This is a genomic window from Marinobacter sp. F4218 (genome assembly GCF_019443085.1).
GTDB lineage: Bacteria > Pseudomonadota > Gammaproteobacteria > Pseudomonadales > Oleiphilaceae > Marinobacter > Marinobacter albus.
Genome location: NZ_JAHZIL010000003.1, coordinates 1,662,760 through 1,681,135, shown reverse-complemented (window position 1 = coordinate 1,681,135; position 18,376 = coordinate 1,662,760). Strand labels below are relative to the sequence as shown.

Genomic DNA, 18,376 nt, shown 5'->3' with positions numbered 1-18,376 from the left:
GGGAGAAACCGGGACCGCCAGTACCTGGAGTACTGCCCGGAGGGTAAGGGTCAGAAGGTGAAAGCTGCGCCGACGGAGTAGTAGTCGATGTCGAAGTTATCGAGATCGTAGCGCTCGTACTCGGCTCGTACCTGGAGCGAGAACAGGGTAAACCGTGCCCCGATTCCGTAGAGCGGATCGGTACCGTCGTCGTCACCGAAATTGTCGAGATCGCCGTCCCAACTGATAAACCCGGCCTTGCCGAAAATGCCTACCGGCCCAAGCTTGATGCCGGCCAGTCCCGCACCGGTCCAGCCGTCAACTTCAAAGTTGGAATCGCTGATGGCACCGACGTTGCCCTTGAATTTACCAAAATCAACGTATGCACCCTCTACCGCGAGATCCACCAGAGGTATAAGGCCGAAGTTGTAGCCACCAAAAATCTTGTAAGCGGTATCTTCGTCATCGAAGTCGATGCTTACATTAACGTCGCCTGGATCCGGGAGCTCCTCGTCGAAATCCAACTGAGCCTGACCGACGGAAGCGCCGAGGTACAGGCCGCTGTCGCTGCCTGCGAGGGTAGTGCCCGATACTGCAAAGAGGGAGACTGCAAGAGTAAGAGGAATGACAGGTTTCATGGTCTTAGCCTCCTTTGCTAAGAGAGCATCGGTTAAAAATTAGGCGATTGTCTGACATTTGTCGAATAAATAGTCCGGAATCGCCTGCTATTCCTCTCGAAAGTCGACCTGGTGTTTCTTTATGGAAGTTTCGGCTACATATCAAGGTGTCTTCAGGGTCCGCCTGTCCTCCACCACCGTGCCAAGCATCTCACAGTCGCCTTCGTGCTCCTGATCAATCCAGGGTTCCAGCAGGGCCTGGTCGGCCCAGGTCTGCATGCCGGGTAACGCCAGCATGTGCCGGATGTACTCGGTCATGGCCGGCGTCCGTTCCAGGCCATAGGTTTCGAAGCGGAACACCACGGGAGCGAAGAATGCGTCCACCGCCGAGAACCGGTCGCCGGCCAGGAAGGGCCCGCCGAACCGGGTCAGGCCGTCGTGCCAGATGGTGGCGATGCGCTCGACATCCCGCGCCAGTTCCGGCGGCACCTCGGTCACGCGCACGCTCACGCCGATGTTCATGGAACAGAGGTCCCGTAAGGCCTGAAACCCGGAGTGCATTTCGGCACAGGTGCTCCGGGCCCAGGCCCGGGCAATCGGATCGGAGGGCCAGACTTCCGGGTAGTCATCGGCCAGATGCTCGGCGATGGCAAGCGAGTCCCAGACTCTGACATCGCCGTCCTGCAAGGTGGGCACCTTACCGCTGCCGCCCTCGGCCCGGAAGGCAGCCCAGGCCTGCTGGTCGCCAAACGGCAGCATGTGTTCCTCGAACGGGATGCCGAGCTCCCGCATCAACAGCCAGGCACGAAGTGACCAGGAAGAGTAGTTTTTGTTGGCGATGTACAGGGTGGTCATGGTCTGGGGTCCTTTCCGGAGAGCGTTGGGGTATGCTCGGTAATTTGAGGGTGACTACACTTTATAAGTCCGGGATATCAGTGGTCTATCAGTTTTCGTAAACCTCGGCGTTTGTCCCTTGCGCGCAAGTAAATTCAATTCAGATCGGTTCCGGCCGGTGTCACACGGGGAAACCATGGAATGACAGGGTATTTCATTCAGGCGTTTATCTACCTGGCGGCGGCGGTGATTGCGGTTCCTTTGGCCAAGCGGCTGGGGCTGGGGTCGGTTCTGGGATATCTGGTTGCGGGCGTTGTGATAGGCCCTATCACCGGGCTGGTAGGTCAGGAAGCCACAACCATCCAGCATTTCGCGGAATTTGGCGTGGTGATGATGCTGTTCCTGGTGGGCATGGAGCTGGATCCCAAGGCGCTCTGGGCCATGCGGGTCCGGCTGGTGGGCCTGGGCGGGCTGCAGGTGGTGCTGACCGCAGCCGCCGGCACGGCAGTCGCCTGGTGGCTGGGGTTGCAGTGGCAGACGGCACTGACCGTAGGCCTGATCTTTGCGCTGTCGTCCACGGCGATTGTGTTGCAGACACTGAACGAGAAGGGGCTGGGCAAGACCGAAGGCGGACGCAGCGCGTTTTCCGTGCTGCTGTTCCAGGACATCGCGGTGATCCCGATGCTGGCCCTGATCCCGTTGCTGGCGCTCCCGGAGCTGATGGCCGGATCCGGCACGGACGCCGGCCATGACACGGGACTGAGCCTGGTGGCCCACCTGCCGGCCTGGGCCCATGCCCTGGTGGTGATCGGAGCGGTCGCGGTGGTGATTGTCGGCGGCTTCTACCTGAGCCGGCCGATGTTCCGTTATGTGGTGCAGTCGGGGTTGCGGGAGGTATTCACCGCCACGGCCCTGATGCTGGTGATCGGCATTGCCGCGCTGATGAGCCTGGTGAGCCTGTCCCCGGCCCTGGGCGCGTTCCTGGCCGGCGTGGTACTGGCGAACAGCGAATTTCGCCATGAGCTGGAAGCCAACATCGAACCCTTCAAGGGCCTGCTGCTGGGGCTGTTCTTCATCACGGTGGGCGCGGGCATCAATTTCGAGGTGCTGGCGGCGGAGTGGGGCACCATTGTGTCCCTGGGTGTTGCCGTGATCGTCGTAAAGGCGCTGATCCTGCTTGTCCTGGCGCTGCTGTTCGGGATCCATGGCAGCAATGGCTGGCTGTTTACGCTGGGTCTGGCACAAGCGGGCGAGTTCGGCTTTGTGCTGCTCAACTACAGCGTCCAGAACTCCGTAATTCCGGTGGAAACCTCACAGATCCTGTCACTGGTGGTGGCGCTGTCGATGTTTCTTACCCCGGTGTTGTTCATCGTCTATGACCGGGTGGTTCTGCCCCGGTATCGGCGCTCAAAAAACGACGAGCGGGAGGCGGACTCGATCGACGACCGGGCACCGGTCATCGTCGCCGGCATAGGCCGGTTTGGACAGATTGTCTGCCGGCTGCTCCGGGCCAATAACATTCCCATCGTGGTGTTGGACCATGAGATCGAGCAGATCGAGAACGTTCGCCGGATCAACATCAAGAGCTTCTTCGGCGATGCCAGTCGGCCGGAGTTGCTGGAAACCGCGGGGATTGAAGAGGCGCGGTTACTGGTGGTGGCCATTGACGACCGGGACCGGACGGTTCGAATCGTTGAGCACGTGAAGAAATTCTATCCCGGCGTCTGGGTGCTGGCACGGGCATTCGACCGTGGCCACAGTTACCGACTGCGGAGGGCCGGTGCCGACGACGTGGTGAGTGAAACCTATCATTCCGCGCTGGAGATGGGCGGCCATGCCCTGACGGCGATGGGCGTTCATCCGCTCCGTGCCAAGCAGATGACCTGGGCATTCGTCGAGAACGAGAACGCCCACGAAGATGAGCTGTTCGAGGCCTGGCAGGAGATTGAGGAGGGCATCAGCTTCAGTCCGCGCTACGGGGAACTGTTCATGAAACTGGAGGAGGCGCTGAGCAGTGCCATGCAGAAGGACTGGGACGAGCCCAAGAAGGAGGATGTGCCGATCTGGACGCCGCCGGAGGCGCACTGATCGGTCATCTTCCGGTCATCGCTGAAAAATACCACCGCACTGTAAAAGCTTTCTCGTGGAACCCCAGAAAAAAAATTCCGTGGTAGGGGAATAATTCCCGGGCTCATTCGTTAACGGGGTTAATTCAACGGAAATTCTGGAGTAGACAATGATGAAGCGCACATTGACTCTCGCAATTTGCTCAGTCATGGCGGTCTCTGCATTCGCCGCGGAAACCGGTGGTTCGGCCAGCGCCAGTGTTCAGGCCGATGCCCAGATGAATGCCCAGGCCGGTGGCGCCAACGCCAGCGGAGGCGCAAGTGCAGGCGCCAATGCACAGGTGGATTCGGAGACTGCCAGGTCCGCTGGCGAAAACGCGGGTGAAATGCGCGATCGCACCGAAGGCCGCCTGAACGCCAGTCAAAAAGCAGAGGTGAACGCCCGGACCCGTCAGGAAGTGGACAGTTCGGTTTCCCAGAGCGTGAGATCGGAAGTCCAGAACAGCGTTCAGGGGTCCGTCCAGAATGCCACCGAGGGTGGCCTGCTGTAATTCTCCGACCCAAAGCATCCGATCGGGCCGCCCAGCGGCCCGTTCTTATTATTGAAGGAGGAGCACCATGCAACGAGTCAGGCAATCGCTGCCGCTCGTCCTGGCGGCTCGGTGCTGGATCCGATTCTGGACCGGATGATCTCGGGCGCGGTGGTTGCCCGGGAACAGGAGACGCGCCTGTTGTCGGAAGGTTGGCCAGGAAACTGACGGCGGACTGCCCAAAACAGGCACGAGCGCTGTCGCCTCCTTCGTTTTGGGGCTATGCTTTCCAGTAGATCCGCTCTTGAGCAAGAGCCCATGAACCGGAATTTCGGAGTCTGCTGTGGCAGAGCCAAAAGGGGTTACCGTATTCTACGATGAGAGAGTGCTCAATCACTCACCGGATGTGAATGCGGCGTTTCTTCCCGGACGCCTGGATAAACGCGTGCGAAACATTCTGTCGGGGCTGAATGTTCAATGGAAATACCCCGAGCACCCTGGTCGCATCCGCGCGATCATTGACCTGCTTGAGCGCGAGCCGGTGGACGGGGTCCGGTTTGGCCAGGGCAAGGCGGCCAGCCGCGAGCAGCTCGCCCGGGTCCACACCACGTCCTATCTGGACTATGTTTTTTCCCTGCGCAATAAAAACGCCTGGCTGGATGTGGATACCACCGCGGTGTCACCCGGCAGCATTGAGGCCGCTGAAGTGGCCGCGGGTACCGCCGTTGCCGCCGTTGAGGCGGTGGTTTCCGGTACCACCCGTAGTGCGTTCGCGCTGGTGCGCCCCCCCGGCCATCACGCCGAACCTGTGCGGGCCCGGGGTTTTTGCCTGTTCAATAATGTCGCGGTGGCTGCCGCCCATGCCCAGGCCGAGCTGGGTTGCCAGCGGGTGCTGATTGTCGACTGGGATGCCCATCACGGCAATGGCACCCAGGACATCTTCTGGGCCGACCCGGACGTGCTGTTCTTCGACATTCACCGGTCCGCCCCGTTCTACCCGGGTAGTGGCGGTCTTCATGAAGTGGGTGCCGGACTGGGCGAGGGGACGACTGTAAACGTCCCGATTCCCGGCGGTTCCGGTGACCTGGCCTATCTCAAGGCCCTGAACGAGATCCTGGTGCCGGCGGCCGAGTACTTCAAGCCGGACATCATCCTGGTGTCGGCAGGTTTCGATGCCCATTGGTTTGACCTGGCCCTGAACGTCTCCTACGACGGCTTCGCCGCCATGACGGAAGTTGTCCAGGCCCTGGCGGATCGGGTCTGCGACGGCCGCCTCGCGTTTGTGCTGGAAGGTGGTTACAACACCGAGTCCCTGGCGCACGGGGTACGATCGGTACTCAGCGTGCTCGCCGGCGGCAGCGCGGCACAGCCGAGGATCTGCGGCATGGAAGAAGTGGACGAGGCCATTGCCTTCCACCTGAGTGCTTTTACGGACGACCCACCCGGTAGCTGACAGCAACCCCGAAACGACAGACGCAGGAGGTCGATATGTTTGTGGCAGAGAAATCCACCGGACACCTGATTGAGGTGCTGGATACCCGGGGGTTATTCGATCCCCATGAACACCGCATCAAAGGCAGCTTGCATTACGGTGAGGAAGCCCAGGATCCTGAATTCTATGATAAATCCGAGTTGAGCTTCCCGTCCGGCGAATCCCTGCCCCAGTGCTGGACCGATCCCCACTACCGGCGGAAGAGTTGACGTTCTATCCGGCGAGTCCCTGACTGTTTCTTGAGCAACGTTGCAAGCGTGTCATCTTTTCGGTAGCCTTTATTTTAATTGAACGTTCAATTAATAAAAAAGATGCGGAAACGGTAGCGAACCTGTCATGCCAAAAGTTGGAGTCAAAGACACACGCAAGCAGCAGCTGATCGAGGCCACCATGCATTCCATCGCCGAGCTGGGGATGCAGAACACGACCATTGTCAGCATCAGCAAACGGGCGGGGATGTCCTCCGGCATCATCAGCCACTATTTCGGTGGCAAGCAGGGTCTGATTGAAGCGGCGTTGCGGTACCTGCTGGACCAGCTCGGCAAGGAACTCCGGGAACGCATGGCAAAAACCGACGGTTCGCCGGAGCAGCGCCTGAACTGCATCATCGAGTCGAATTTTTCCGAGTTCCAGCGTTCGGCACTGGCCGCGAAAACCTGGCTCAGCTTCTGGGCCCGATCCATGCACGAACCGGGTCTGAAGCGGCTGCAGCAGATCAACAACGCACGGTTGTACAGCAATCTGCGTTACTCCTTTGCCCAGGTGCTCGGGCCCAGGGCCGCGACTGCCGCCGCTCGGCAGACCGCGGCCATGATCGACGGCTTCTGGCTGCGCAGTGCCCTGAGCCTGGACCCGCAGGAGAGCTTTGAGGCCGGCGAAACGCTGTGCAAGCGCTTCGTGTATGAGGCCCTGTCGCAGGCCGAGACAACGAATTCATCTTTTTGAGGTTTCACAGATTATGTCCAATTCGGTACCCCGCTTTCAGAACTTTGTCCACGGTCGCTTCCTGGCCAACAGCACCGGTGAGGTCTTCCCGGTCGTGAACCCGGCCACCGGTGAGGTGATTTACGAGGTTGAAGTGGCCGATAAGGCAGTGCAGCAGGCAGCCATTGAAAGTGCCCGGGCCGGTTTTGCCGAGTGGTCGGCGATGCCCGCCATCGAGCGCAGTCGCATTCTGCTGAAGGCCGTGGCGCTGCTGCGTGAGCGCAACGACGAACTGGCCGCCTGTGAGGTGCGGGACACGGGCAAGCCCTGGCAGGAGGCGGAAGCGGTGGATGTGGCCACGGGTGCTGACGCCGTGGAATTCTTCGCCGGGCTGGCCCCGTCCATCGAAGGCAATCAGCAGGACCTGGGCGGGGACTTTTACTACACCCGTCGCGAACCGCTGGGGATCTGTGCCGGCATCGGCGCCTGGAACTACCCGATCCAGATCGCCTGCTGGAAATCGGCGCCGGCGCTGGCCTGCGGTAACGCGATGATCTTCAAGCCCTCCGAAGAGACGCCCATGGGCGCGATCAAGCTGGCGGAAATTTTTGTCGAGGCCGGCGTGCCGGCGGGCGTGTTCAACGTTGTCCAGGGCGCGGCGGACGTGGGTGCCTGGCTGACCCACGAGCCCGCCATCGCCAAGGTGTCGTTCACGGGTGAGGTCGGTACCGGCAAGAAGGTCATGGCTGCCGCCTCCTCCACGCTGAAAGACGTCACCATGGAGCTGGGTGGCAAATCCCCTCTGATCATCTTTGACGATGCCGACCTGGAAAACGCTATCTCAGCGGCCATGGTGGGCAACTTTTACACCCAGGGCGAGATCTGCACCAACGGCACCCGGGTGTTTGTCCACGAAGCAATCTACGAGCGCTTTATGGACCGCCTGCTGGAACGCACCCGCAAGAACATCAAGCCGGGCGATCCGATGGATCCGGACACCAACTTCGGTGCCCTGATCTCGGAGAAACACCGGGACCTGGTGCTCGACTACATCGCCAAAGGCCTGTCGGAAGGGGCGACACTGACTCACGGCGGTCGCGCCTTCGAGCCGGAAGACTCGAAGGGTGGCTATTTCGTCGAGCCCACCATCTTCACCGACTGCACCGATGACATGACCATCGTGCGGGAGGAGATCTTCGGGCCGGTGATGTCGGTGCTTACCTTCTCCGACGAGGACGAGGTGATTGCCCGGGCCAACAGCACCGACACCGGCCTGGCCGCCGGCCTGTTCACCCGCGATATCCGCCGCGCGCACCGGGTGATTCACCAGATCCAGGCCGGGATCTGCTGGATCAACAGCTACGGCGCCTCGCCCGCGGAAATGCCGGTGGGCGGCTACAAACTCTCCGGCATTGGTCGCGAAAACGGCAAGGTCACCCTCGACTACTACACCCAGCTCAAGTCGGTGTACATCGGAATGGAAGACCTGGATGCGCCGTTTTAAGCCAGTGACCCAACCCGGAGCGACTCTATGAAAGAAAACCGATACGACTACATCATTGTCGGGGCGGGTTCCGCCGGTTGCGTGCTGGCGAACCGTCTCACCGAGGACGCCCGACACCGCGTGCTGCTGCTGGAAACCGGCGGCAGCGACAAGAGCATCTTCATCCAGATGCCGACCGCGCTGTCGATTCCGATGAACACCAAGAAGTACGCCTGGCAGTTCGAAACAGAGCCGGAGCCCTATCTGGACAACCGCCGCATGCACTGCCCCCGGGGCAAGGTGCTGGGCGGCTCCTCCTCCATCAACGGCATGGTCTACGTTCGGGGTCACGCCCGGGATTTCGACGAGTGGGAAGCCGAAGGGGCCGAGGGCTGGAACTACCGCCGGGTGCTGCCCTACTTCAAGAAGGCCGAAACCTGGGCCTTTGGTGCTGACGACTACCGTGGCGACCAGGGTCCGCTCGGGGTGAACAACGGCAACAACATGCAGAACCCGCTGTACAAGGCCTTTGTGGACGCGGGTGTGGATGCCGGCTATTTCCCCACCGAGGACTACAACGGCGCCCAGCAGGAAGGTTTCGGCGCCATGCACATGACGGTGAAAAACGGCCGCCGCTGGTCCACCGCCAATGCCTACCTGCGCCCGGCCATGGAGCGCCCGAACCTGACCGTGGTGACTCATGCCCTGGTGCACAAAGTGCTGCTGGACGGCAAAGCCGCCACCGGCGTGCGTTACGAGCAGGGTGGCAAGGTGCACGAGGCCAAAGCCGTCGAGGAGGTCATCCTGTCTGCGGGATCCATCGGCTCGCCACACCTGCTGCAGCTTTCCGGTATCGGCCGGCGCGAGGTGCTCGAGCAGGCCGGCATTGAGGTAAAGCACGAGTTGCCGGGCGTGGGCGAGAACCTGCAGGACCACCTGGAATTCTACTTCCAGTTCCGCTGCAACAAGCCGGTGTCCCTGAACGGCAAGCTGGACTGGTGGAACAAGCTGAAGATCGGCCTGCGCTGGATTTTGAAGAAAGACGGTCTGGGCGCGACCAACCACTTTGAGTCCTGTGGCTTTATCCGATCCAAGGCCGGGGTCGAGTGGCCCGACCTGCAATACCACTTCCTGCCGGCGGCCATGCGCTATGACGGCAAGGAAGCCTTTGCCGGCGACGGTTTCCAGCTGCACATCGGGCATAACAAGCCGAAAAGCCGGGGCACGGTGCATGTCCAATCCGCCGATCCCACCCAGGCGCCGCAGATCCGCTTCAATTACCTGCAGCACGAAGCGGACCGGGAAGGCTTCCGGGACTGTGTCCGGCTGACGCGGGAGATTATCAACCAGCCCGCCATGGACGAGTATCGGGGGCCGGAAATCCAGCCCGGCGCCGAGGTCCAGACCGACGAACAGATCGATGCCTTCGTCCGGCAGGCGGTGGAAAGCGCCTATCACCCGTCCTGCACTTGCAAGATGGGGACGGACGAGCTGGCGGTGGTTGACCCCCAGACCCGGGTTCGGGGCATCCGGCATCTCCGGGTGGTGGATTCGTCCATCTTCCCGACCATACCCAACGGCAACCTGAACGCGCCCACCATCATGGTGGCCGAACGGGCAGCCGATCTGATTCGGGGCAGGGAGCCCCTGAAACCTTCTGACGCTCCTGTGCTCATGGACGGGCAATGGCAGGAGCGACAGCGACCGGGAACGGCCAAGCGGGTGCTGGGCTAGCGCTGCCACACCGTTTCCACCCGGAGGTGCAATGCCTCCGGGGTTTTGCAAACCATCAGGATTTCCCTATCAGCGCGACGGCTGTGCCAGCCGTTTCCTGGGCGCCAGATAGGCAAGTCCTGGCCCGTCAAAAAGCAACGCGGGGGTTTGTGTCCGATTCGAACGAGCAACAGCTTCAAAGTAGAGGAGGAACACCCATGCTGTTCACTATAATGAATGAAAACCGCCGGAGGACCTCATGACACTCTGGTTATCCACAGGCCTGATCTTCACCTTCGCGGCCATTGCGCTGATCCTGTACAAATGGTGGGACGTGCAGTGCATCGGCGTGACGCCGGTACGCACCCTGACCTTCATCGCCATCCTGTTCACCTCGGGACTGGACGTGGGGCTGATCATGTTCCCGCTGACCGAGTTCGGCGGCTACGGGGACCTGTCCGCCAGCCCGGAGTACGGCTTCGCCAATCCGCTGGCCATCGAGTTTGGCTTCTGGGCCTTCCTGATCTGGGGCTTCTATTTCCTGACCTGCTTCTACTTCGCGATCATTGAACCGCGCGTGCAGTTTTTCGAGATTCCCCTGGTCAAAGTGGTCAACAACGTGGTGATCATCGGCACCTGTGCCTTTACCGCGTACCTGTTGCTGGTGAACCTGCCCTGGTACCTGCCGCAGGTGGGGGACGGCGAATCGGTGGTGCCGACGTTCTACGCCATCGTGTTTGCGGCCATCGGGCTGGCGGTCTATTCCAGCTCCAAGATCAAGTACGTGCGGATCCTGAGCATCGGCTCCAGTGTCCTGTTTATTGCCCTGATTGCCGGAATGTGGGCGCGCGCGTTCCTGATGGGGGATGGCTCGCCGGGCGAGTTCCTCGGCGTCGTTGGCCTCCTGGGGGAGTATTTCACCAACCTTCACCAGTTCGTGCTCCCGATCAATGATTACCACGAGTTCTACCTGCTGTGGTGGTTCTCCTGGAGCATCATGATTGGTCAGTTCACCGCCCGTTTCGTCAGTGGTATCAAGACCTGGCAGTTGCTGATCGCCATGCTGGCGGTTCCGTCCATCGCCATCGGGGTGTGGTTCTCGGTGCTGTTCCATTACCACGATCAGGGCCTGCAGGTGGCAGCCTTCACCAACCTCGCGATGATCACCGTTGGCGTGTTGATGGTGGTGAACTCCCTGGATTCCCTGATCCGGCTGTACACCGACAACCTGAACCTGACCGCCCAGCGGCTGGGCCGGGCCAACTACGTGGTGTTCAATTTCCTGGCGATGATCGGCCTGACCATGCTGTTCCAGCTCGATTTCCTGCGCATCCAGTGGGTCGGTGCCCTGGTGATTGCCCTGTACTTTGGCTGTTTCGCCTATATTCTGGCGAAGAAGCGGTCGGAGGTGGCGGCCATCCGGACGTCGCCGGAAGAGAATATTCTCGACTTCCACAAGGTTGAGCTCGCCGGCTAAGCCCGACGGAATGTGGCACACAAAGCAGGTTGGTCCGCCGGATCAACCTGCTTTTTTTATGCCCAATCCCGGCAACACGGTCAGTTGCAGCCGGGCAACTGGTTGATCCAGTCCGCCACCAGTTGTGCGCCCCGGGTATCCACCTGCAGGGTGCTGATCGGCGGCATGCGGTTGGCGTCGTCCGCCACCATTCTCAGGTGCAGGAGTGAGTTGGCGGCATCGCCGGGGGCCACCAGCCGCGCGCCGTCCCGGCCCAGGTTGCCGTTGCTGGGGGGCTCGCCGCAGACCCCGGTGGCATTGAGCGGCGTGGTAATGCGCAGATCCATGGAGCTCTGGGTGGTGCCGCCGGGGCGATGGCAGTGGCTGCAATTGCTGTGCAGGTAGCTGCGCGCCCGGGCGTCGATGGCGGCGGTGTCGTCGGTGCTTCGGCTCAGGCGCCGGCTGCGTTGGGCGGGCGTCGGCGGCGCAGACAAGACGCCAATGCCGGCCAGGGTATCCAGTTGGTTGGCGGTACGGCCGGTCTGCGGATAGGTGAAACTGCTGTTGAGCTGGGCCGTTTCCAGCCCGAGCGTGAACCCGGCGGCTGCGGTATGGCACTGGGTGCATTCGCCCGCAGACGGGTAGTGCCAGATCTGGCCACCCACGTCCACATCCCGGCCGCCGTTGACCAGCTCGGCGTCGGTACCGGCCTCGTTCCACTGGTAGCTGTAACCCGACCAGCTGCCGTCGGCGTTGTGCAGGTACAGCCGGGTTTCAATCAGACGCTGGGCCAGGGTGAAGTTCTTCACCAGTACCGAGCCCCGGGGAAACTGAAAATCCCCGCTCTCGTCGAGCGTGATCCGGGTGCCATCCGGCAGGGCCATGTAGCGGATCTTGTCGGCGCCATCGGACCAGAAGGGTTCGATCGGCCGGTAGGGGATCAGCCCGTCCGCGGGTTGCCAGGGGGCGTCGGCCTGCACGCAGCCGGTTTCGGAAAGTGTCTGCGGCAACTCGACGTCGACGTTCACCGGGTCAATCCGGAACAGGCCGGAGAAAGTCACAAGGTACAGTTCGCCGTCCCTGTCCTGTGCGAAGGAGGCCACGTTGCGGCCGGTTTCCAGCAGGGTGCGGCGCTGGTAGCTGTCGTCTGGCTGTCGCTCGAGTGCCCACAGGGTACCCGAACCGAAATCGGAGAACAGGTAGGCGCCGCGGAGGGCGGGCATGTTGTTACCGCGGTAGACGTAACCGCCGGTGACGGAAATCCCGTCCGACCGGCCATAGGCATGCACAGGTTCGATAAACGGTCCGGAGGGAGACGCCCCGCAGCTGTTGCTGGTGCGTTCGTAACCTTCGTAGCAGCGCCAGCCATAGTTGCCGCCGAGACTGATCCGGTTGATTTCCTCAAACTGGCGCTGGCCCACATCCCCGGCCCACAGCTCGCCGGTGTCCCGATCAAAACTCCAGCGCCAGGGGTTGCGCAGGCCGTAGGCGTAGATTTCCGGTACCGACCCGGACACCTCGTTGCTGGCGGGGGTGCCGTCGGGGTTGAACCGGAGCATCTTGCCCAGCCGGGTGGACAGGCTCTGAGCCCGGTTGCCCGGATCGTTGGCGTCGCCGCCATCACCAAGCCCGACGTAAAGCAGGTTATCGGGGCCGAAGGCGATGTGGCCGCCGTTGTGGTTGCTGAAGGGTTGCCGCTGCTGCACCAGATTGCTGCGAACCAGGTTGCCGCTGCCATCGCGGCGCAGGCTCTGGCCCTCATCGGTCGATTCGAAGCGGGCGACGAACGAGGTCATGCCGTTGGTGTTTTCGGTGAACGACAGGTACACGAAGCCGTTGGAGCCAAACTCCGGATCGAACGCCATGCCGAGCAGCCCGCATTCGTTGCATTCGCTCAGCGAGTAGTCCGTGGCCAGGTTGACCAGTTGGCTCCGGGTCTCCGTGTTCAGGTCCAGGCGATAGATAAGGCCGCCCTGCTCAACCACGTAGAAAATTCCGGGCTGGCTGGGGTGGGGCAACATCAGCAGCGGCGAGTTGAACGAGAGGGAGGCCGCAATGGGGGTGAGCTGAACCTCGGCGGTGGCATCAAAGGCGAGGCATTCTGAGTTGGCAGGGCGCTCGGAGAGACCGACTGGGCCGCCGGAGCCGCTTCCAGAGCCACCGCCGCAGGCGGTGACCGTCAGGCAGATGAGTAGCAGAAGACACCGTTGCATGAGCCCCGTCCTCCTCGCAGAGCCATAATAATAGTCCATTCCTCACATTGTGAAAGATTGAAGTTGGCAATTCCGTCACCATAAAGGGCCGTGTATGGGGGCTTGGCCGGGCCTCCGGCCAAAATAGGCAATGCCTATCTTTGGTTTGGGAATTATCAATTTTATCCGGGCACCCAAAATCATTAACTTGGGCGCCGTTAATTCATTTATCCGTGAATCCATCAACAAGGAGTTAGCTTTAATGGGCATCATTAACAGCGAGATCAAACCGTTCAACGCAACCGCATTCAAACAGGGCGAGTTCGTTGAAATCAGCGAAGCCGACGTTAAGGGCAAGTGGGCCGTCTTTTTCTTCTACCCGGCCGACTTCACGTTCGTTTGCCCGACCGAGCTGGGCGACGTAGCTGACAAGTACGAAGAACTGCAGAAGCTGGGCGTTGAAGTGTTCTCCGTGTCTACCGACACGCACTTCACCCACAAGGCGTGGCACGACGCGTCCGAGACCATCGGTAAGATCAACTACTACATGGTTGGCGACCAGACTGGCACCCTCACCAACAACTTCGGTGTGATGCGTGAAGGTCAGGGCCTGGCGGATCGTGCCACTTTCCTGATCGATCCGGATGGCGTTATCCAGGCGATGGAAATCACTGCCGAAGGCATTGGCCGTGATGCTGACGACCTGATGCGCAAGGTAAAAGCGGCCCAGTACGTTCGTAACCACCCCGGCGAAGTATGCCCGGCCAAGTGGAAAGAAGGCGAAGAGACTCTTGCACCGTCCCTGGACCTGGTTGGCAAGATCTAAGTTTCCCTTCTCAGGCGAAACGAAAGGGCACGGGCCTGCGTTGCGGGCCCGATACTGCAAACGAACCCCGGTCCGGCCGGGGTTCGTTGCGTTTGGAGGGGCTTAAAGGGCGGCGAGGATGGCTTCGGCGCTGGTTTTCTCCAGGCCTTTTTCATCCACCTCAAGCCAAGTGACGACGCCGTCGTCCACAATCATCGCGTAGCGCTGGCTACGAATGCCCATCTTGGTGGCGGTCCGGTCCTGGGTCAGACCCACGGCGGTGGCGAACTCGGCCAGGCCATCGGCGAGCATCACGATTTCCTCGGCGTTGCTGGCCTTGCCCCAGGCATCCATCACGAAGGCATCGTTCACCGAGGTGCAGACTATGCTGTCCACACCCTTGGCCTTGATCTGGTCGGCGTTGACGACAAACCCCGGCAGATGGGCGGCTGAGCAGGTGGGTGTGAAGGCGCCGGGGACGGCGAATACGACCACCTTCTTCCCGGCAAAGAGTTCGCCGGTGCTGATCTTTTCCGGGCCGTTGCTGCCCATTACCTGCAGTTCGATGTTCGGTACCCGTTCACCTACCTGAATCGCCATTGTGCGCGCCTCCGCTGTTGTCCTGGATTATTGATTCGCTGGTTTCAGTCACACGTTGCTGCCGTAGTCGGCGCCCCGGGCCTTGAGCCGGTAGAATTCCTCGAGGACCCCGGCCATGGCGTCCGGCGAATAGGGCCGCAGGCCGCCCACGACCAGGCGTTTGGCGACATCACCGACCGGCTTGCCATCAGACAGCAGCCGGTATTCCAGGGTGACGTTCCCGCGCTTGCCGTTGGCTTCCAGCTCCGCGTTGTGCAGTTCCAGTTCCGGCTCGGCGGCATCCGGTGTATCGAGGGCGAGGCTCATGCTCTCGTACATGACCATCGGGCGATCCGGGTTGAACATCACGCCCGTCGATTCCATCAGCGGCTGCAGCGTGTGGGGGAAGTTTTTTCCGGAGGCCGCCACGTAGCAGCGGGTGAAATCCTCGATGACGCTGTCGTCCCGGGTATTGGCGCCGCTTCGGGTGACCTCAAGGTAGACTTTGCCGTTCTCGTCGCAGACCTCGATGGTGCCCTCGGCGGGCTCCCGGAATTCCAGCGGGACGTTATCGCCCAGCAGGCTGCGGAACTGGAACGTCATGTTGGTGGAAAGCCCGAACCGGGACAGTACGACCGCGAACAGGAGATCACCGGGCACGCAGAAACGTCGGGCATCGGGATCGTGTATCGGATTGAAGTCCCCGGCTATTTCCTTGGCAAACCGGCTGGCTTGCAGCGCAGTGATGTGGATGCGGCCATTCTGAATGGTATGAAAACGGTCTAGAAACATGTGCTGCCTTGTCTGGTCGCAGGGTAAAAAGGCCAATGGAGCCTAGCGTCTCGCCCTATGATAGTTGAGTCGCATCAATACCAACATGCTCTATTCGTCCTAAAGTGAATGTTGGCGGTACATGGCAATCAAGGAGGTTGATGTGCCCCCGTCCGAATCCTGGCATGCGCTGCCCCGGCAAGAGGTTCTGACCGCGTTCGGAGCGACCCGGTCCGGCCTGTCGGCAGAGGAGGTCGTCCGGCGTCTGCAGCGCCATGGCGCCAACCGACTGCCGGAGCCGCCGAGGCCCGGCCGGATTTCCCGATTCCTCAGGCAGTTTCACAACGTCCTGATCTATGTATTGCTCGGCGCCGCGCTGACTACCTTGGCACTGGGTCACCTGCTGGATACCGGCGTTATTCTGGCCGTGGTGCTGGCCAATGCAGTGATTGGCGATCTTCAGGAGGGTCGGGCGGAAAAAGCGATGCAGGGGATACAGGGCATGCTGGCCATGCGGGCGGCGGTGATCCGGGCGGGTCATCGCCAGACCGTCAATGGAGACCAGCTGGTGCCCGGCGATATCGTGTTGCTGGAGGCCGGTGACAAGGTGCCGGCGGATCTCCGACTGCTCAAAACCCACGACCTGTTTATCCAGGAGGCCATGCTCACCGGCGAGTCGGTGCCGGTGGAGAAGCAGACGGAGCCGGTCGCCAGTGGCGCCGCCCTTGGGGATCGCAGTTCCATGGCGTTCAGCGGAACGACCGTGACCGCCGGCCAGGCCATGGGCGTGGTGATAGGGACCGCGGACCGGACGGAAATCGGACGCATCGGAGAGTTGCTGGCGGGTGTCGAACAACTGACGACACCGCTGGTGGCGCAGATGCAGGAGTTCGCCCGGTGGCTGACCCTGTTCATCCTGGCCGTGGCGGCCGGGCTCCTGATCTACGGGCACTGGTGGCAGGATTATGACTTTGCCGATCTGCTGATGGCGGTTGTGGGCCTGTCCGTCGCTGCTATTCCCGAGGGCCTGCCGGCGGTTCTGACCATCACCCTCGCCGTGGGTGTCCAGGCGATGGCGGCCCGCAACGCCATTGTCCGGCGTTTGCCGGCGATCGAGACCCTGGGTGCCGTGTCGGTAATCTGTTCCGACAAGACCGGCACGCTGACCCGCAATGAAATGAGCGTGATCACGGTGATCACGGCCGGACGTCGTTTTGCTGTTGAGGGTGACGGCTATGGCCCCGACGGTGCCGTCCTGGAGCAGGGGCGGGTCATCGATGCCGGCCGTTGTGGCCTTCTGGCGGAATTGGCGCGGGTTGCCGGGTTGTGTAACGACGCGGAACTGAAAAACCAGGACGGGCGGTGGCTGGTGGAAGGCGATCCGATGGAAGGCGCGCTGCTGTCGTTTTCGGCCCGGGCCGGTCTGGAACCCGCGGAGCTGCGTCGGCATTGGTCCCGGACGGATCTGATTCCCTTCGACACCCGGCACCGTTTCATGGCCACGCTCCACCACAATCACGAGAACCACGCCTTCATTCTGGTCAAGGGGGCCCCCGAGACCGTAATGGCCCTGTGTCGGTTTCAGCGCTCCGGAGGGAACACGAATGAGCCGCTGGACCTGCCCTGGTGGCAGGCCCAGGTCGCCTCAGTGGCCGAGCAGGGCCAGAGGGTTCTGGCGCTTGCGGCCTGTGCGGTTGAAGCAAGTCACGTGGTGCTGGAACGGCAAGACCTCGACGATGGTCTCGTGTTCCTGGGTCTGGTGGGTCTGATCGACCCGCCTCGTGCCGAGGCGATCGCGGCGGTCGCCGAATGCCACACTGCCGGCATACGGGTAAAGATGATCACCGGTGACCATGCCGCGACCGCAATGGCAGTTGCCCGCCAGGTCGGGCTGAAAAAACCCGACCGCCTTCTGACCGGTGGTGATCTGGATCGGCTGAGCGACGCGCAACTGGCGTTGGAGGTTGCCGAAACCGATGTCTTTGCCCGCACCAGCCCGCAACACAAGCTGCGGCTGGTGAACGCGCTGCAGGCCCTTGGGCAGACCGTGGCCATGACCGGCGACGGCGTGAATGACGCGCCGGCCCTGAAACGGGCGGACATTGGCATCGCTATGGGAGGCAAAGGGAGTGAGGCCGCCAAGGAGGCCTCGGAAGTGGTGCTGGCGGATGATAACTTTGCCTCAATTGCGGCTGCGGTTCGGGAAGGGCGAACAATCCACGACAACATCCGCAAGGTCATCAGCTGGACCCTGCCGACCAGTGCCGGAGAGGCCTCGGTCATCATTCTGGCCTTGCTGGCCGGTCTGGCCCTGCCCATCACGCCGATACAGATTCTCTGGGTGAATACCGTCACCACGGTGACCCTGGGCATAGTCCTGGCCTTCGAGCGCAGCGCGGGAGATACCATGCAACGACCGCCGCGGGACCGGTCACAGCCACTGCTGTCCCGGACTCTGGTCTGGCATATTGTTGTGGTGACCGTTCTGATCCTCCTGGGGGTGTTCGGCGTTCACCGATACGCCATCGGGCAGGGACATTCGGTGGCACTGGCGCAGACCATGGCGATGAATTCCCTGGTGGTTATGGAGGCCTTTCATCTGCTGTTCATCCGCAACATGGAGACGGTGGCGCTGACCTGGCAGAAACTCAGCGCCACCTGGACCGTCTGGCTGGCCATTGTCCTGGTTGCGCTCGGGCAACTGGGCATTACCTATGTGCCGGTGATGCAGGCTGTGTTCGTGACGGAACCGGTGCCGATGTCAGGGTGGCTGCTGATTCTTCTGGCTGGGGCATTGCTGTTTGTATTGGTGGAGCTGGAGAAGCAGCTCCGCCTGCGGATCTGGCAGCACGCCGGGTGAGCGATATCAGGGTATATTTAATGGTAAGCTCCGGCGATATAGCAAACACCTATCACTTAGTTTGGGCCAATCAAT

General features: G+C 61.5%; 15 protein-coding genes. 10 read left to right on the top strand and 5 right to left on the bottom strand.

Annotated elements, in window-relative coordinates; translation table 11 throughout:
- Positions 1-50: 50 nt before the first annotated feature.
- Together K0B93_RS11740 and K0B93_RS11735 are read right to left on the bottom strand one after the other, a co-directional pair.
- Positions 51-617 carry an outer membrane beta-barrel protein gene (locus K0B93_RS11740; protein ID WP_219867387.1) on the bottom strand — a complete coding sequence of 189 codons (567 nt, stop codon included), beginning with the start codon at positions 615-617 and terminating at the stop codon, positions 51-53.
- A 141-nt stretch (positions 618-758) separates the two neighbouring features.
- Positions 759-1,451 (bottom strand): glutathione S-transferase family protein, encoded by a 693-nt coding sequence (locus tag K0B93_RS11735; protein ID WP_219867386.1) that lies wholly within the window; start codon positions 1,449-1,451, stop codon positions 759-761.
- A gap of 180 nt (positions 1,452-1,631) precedes the next feature.
- On the opposite strand from K0B93_RS11735, the gene K0B93_RS11730 reads away from it, so the two are divergent.
- The 8 genes from K0B93_RS11730 to K0B93_RS11695 all read left to right on the top strand — a co-directional run bounded on the left by K0B93_RS11730 (position 1,632) and on the right by K0B93_RS11695 (position 11,115).
- Positions 1,632-3,518: a monovalent cation:proton antiporter-2 (CPA2) family protein gene (locus tag K0B93_RS11730; protein WP_219867385.1), complete on the top strand. Its 1,887-nt coding sequence runs from the start codon at positions 1,632-1,634 to the stop codon at positions 3,516-3,518.
- 148 nt (positions 3,519-3,666) lie between these two features.
- On the top strand, positions 3,667-4,047 hold the full coding sequence (locus K0B93_RS11725) for a hypothetical protein (RefSeq protein ID WP_219867384.1): 381 nt from the start codon (positions 3,667-3,669) through the stop codon (positions 4,045-4,047).
- Positions 4,048-4,369: 322 nt separating this feature from the next.
- Entirely contained in the window at positions 4,370-5,479 is a 1,110-nt protein-coding gene (locus tag K0B93_RS11720) for a histone deacetylase (RefSeq protein ID WP_219867383.1), read from the top strand.
- Positions 5,480-5,514: 35 nt separating this feature from the next.
- Positions 5,515-5,727, top strand: coding sequence for an acetyltransferase (locus tag K0B93_RS11715; protein ID WP_219867382.1), 213 nt, complete (start codon positions 5,515-5,517; stop codon positions 5,725-5,727).
- A 127-nt stretch (positions 5,728-5,854) separates the two neighbouring features.
- Positions 5,855-6,463: a transcriptional regulator BetI gene (betI, locus tag K0B93_RS11710; RefSeq protein WP_219867381.1), complete on the top strand. Its 609-nt coding sequence runs from the start codon at positions 5,855-5,857 to the stop codon at positions 6,461-6,463.
- Positions 6,464-6,476: 13 nt separating this feature from the next.
- Positions 6,477-7,946 carry a betaine-aldehyde dehydrogenase gene (gene betB, locus K0B93_RS11705; protein ID WP_219867380.1) on the top strand — a complete coding sequence of 490 codons (1,470 nt, stop codon included), beginning with the start codon at positions 6,477-6,479 and terminating at the stop codon, positions 7,944-7,946.
- Positions 7,947-7,973: 27 nt separating this feature from the next.
- Positions 7,974-9,659, top strand: a complete 1,686-nt coding sequence (gene betA, locus K0B93_RS11700; protein WP_219867379.1) for a choline dehydrogenase — start codon at positions 7,974-7,976, stop codon at positions 9,657-9,659.
- A 238-nt stretch (positions 9,660-9,897) separates the two neighbouring features.
- Positions 9,898-11,115 carry a BCCT family transporter gene (locus K0B93_RS11695; RefSeq protein ID WP_219867378.1) on the top strand — a complete coding sequence of 406 codons (1,218 nt, stop codon included), beginning with the start codon at positions 9,898-9,900 and terminating at the stop codon, positions 11,113-11,115.
- A gap of 80 nt (positions 11,116-11,195) precedes the next feature.
- Here the strand turns inward: K0B93_RS11695 and K0B93_RS11690 are convergent, their stop codons facing one another.
- A complete protein-coding gene (locus K0B93_RS11690; protein ID WP_219867377.1) occupies positions 11,196-13,307 on the bottom strand; it encodes a PQQ-dependent sugar dehydrogenase in 2,112 nt (703 codons plus the stop codon).
- Positions 13,308-13,548: 241 nt separating this feature from the next.
- Here K0B93_RS11690 and ahpC point away from each other — a divergent pair, with 241 nt between their 5' ends.
- A complete protein-coding gene (gene ahpC, locus K0B93_RS11685; protein WP_219867376.1) occupies positions 13,549-14,112 on the top strand; it encodes an alkyl hydroperoxide reductase subunit C in 564 nt (187 codons plus the stop codon).
- A 102-nt stretch (positions 14,113-14,214) separates the two neighbouring features.
- On the opposite strand, the gene K0B93_RS11680 is transcribed toward ahpC, so the two are convergent.
- Together K0B93_RS11680 and K0B93_RS11675 are read right to left on the bottom strand one after the other, a co-directional pair.
- On the bottom strand, positions 14,215-14,691 hold the full coding sequence (locus K0B93_RS11680) for a peroxiredoxin (protein ID WP_219867375.1): 477 nt from the start codon (positions 14,689-14,691) through the stop codon (positions 14,215-14,217).
- 48 nt (positions 14,692-14,739) lie between these two features.
- Positions 14,740-15,462 carry a DUF3581 domain-containing protein gene (locus K0B93_RS11675; RefSeq protein ID WP_219867374.1) on the bottom strand — a complete coding sequence of 241 codons (723 nt, stop codon included), beginning with the start codon at positions 15,460-15,462 and terminating at the stop codon, positions 14,740-14,742.
- A 121-nt stretch (positions 15,463-15,583) separates the two neighbouring features.
- On the opposite strand from K0B93_RS11675, the gene K0B93_RS11670 reads away from it, so the two are divergent.
- The gene (locus tag K0B93_RS11670) at positions 15,584-18,301 is read left to right on the top strand and encodes an HAD-IC family P-type ATPase (protein WP_219867373.1); all 2,718 of its coding nucleotides are present in this window, start codon (positions 15,584-15,586) and stop codon (positions 18,299-18,301) included.
- The last annotated feature ends 75 nt before the right edge of the window (positions 18,302-18,376 follow it).